Annotated in this window: 1 protein-coding gene; it reads right to left on the bottom strand. The window is 28.0% G+C overall.

Annotated elements, in window-relative coordinates:
* Positions 1 to 86 precede the first annotated feature (86 nt).
* Entirely contained in the window at positions 87 to 923 is an 837-nt protein-coding gene (locus DB891_RS17455; RefSeq protein WP_116764842.1) for a hypothetical protein, read from the bottom strand.
* Positions 924 to 1,035 lie beyond the last annotated feature (112 nt).

Below are 1,035 nucleotides of genomic sequence, written 5' to 3'. Positions count from 1 at the left end.
ACTAAACAAGAAAAGCCCCGGAATCTTTCAAATTCGGGGCTTGCTAAGGGCTTTTCTCGCCTAGTTTGCTAAATGTTGTATGCTGTTTATTTATTTTCGGGTTGAAGTTTTATTTCAGAATTCTTGACGTACACTAATAAATTCTTATTGTCATCAAATATTTTCAATTCTTTCATATTGCCTTTTTCATCTTCTTCTTGAATACACATACCTCCATAAAAAATGTTGATTTTTATTCCGTAATTAAAGCCAACACTATTTGAATAATAATATGTAGTTGTTGTATAATCTTTTTTAATTTGTTTTAACTTCTTTACAAAACCATTGCCGTTAGAAGATGAAAATTGGGTAGTTATAAATTCATTTTTTTCATAAACATTCTCGTATTTATCATATTCTATTAATTTCCCAGATTCATTATAAGTTTTGCTTTGTGTGGTGTTTCCATTAGAATCATATTCACACTCCGTCCTTAAAAAATACTTGTGGCCTTCTTTCCGTTTGTTGTATAGTTTAGTATTTTTTCCAAACTCATTATATACACGTTTTTGTCCATTTATTGTATCGCCACTTCTTATTTGATAATATTCTGTTTGATTTTTTTTATCATCATAAACATAAATTAATTTACCTATTGTATCACCTTTTTCATCAATGTCTGTTAAAATATATAATCTATCTGAATCAACTTCAGTAACAGAATGAGTTTTATTACTTTTTGATTTACTCCCAGATATGGCGTTTGAAATATTATTTTCAGTGGTAATAATCTTTCTTAAGCTATCAAGATATGTTACCATGATTTTTTTATTAACCGTGTCTTTCTTGTTTATTTCATAGGCAGTAATAGTCTGCTTGTAAAATGGTTTAGATTGACTTATTGCAAAGAGGGGCATTAATACTAATAAAAATTTAATCTTCATTTTAAAGAATTATGTGGTTAAATAGCATACAACGTCAGTCTGTGAAAAAACCTCCGTTTGATTCCGAACAAATATAGCAAAATAGTTGTATAAAAACAGGATTTTTCGTATT

The sequence above is a fragment of the Flavobacterium laiguense genome (assembly GCF_003097655.1).
In the GTDB taxonomy this organism is placed as follows: Bacteria; Bacteroidota; Bacteroidia; order Flavobacteriales; family Flavobacteriaceae; genus Flavobacterium; species Flavobacterium laiguense.
The sequence above is the reverse complement of the archived record's forward strand: the minus strand, read 5'-3'. Positions and strand labels throughout refer to the sequence as shown.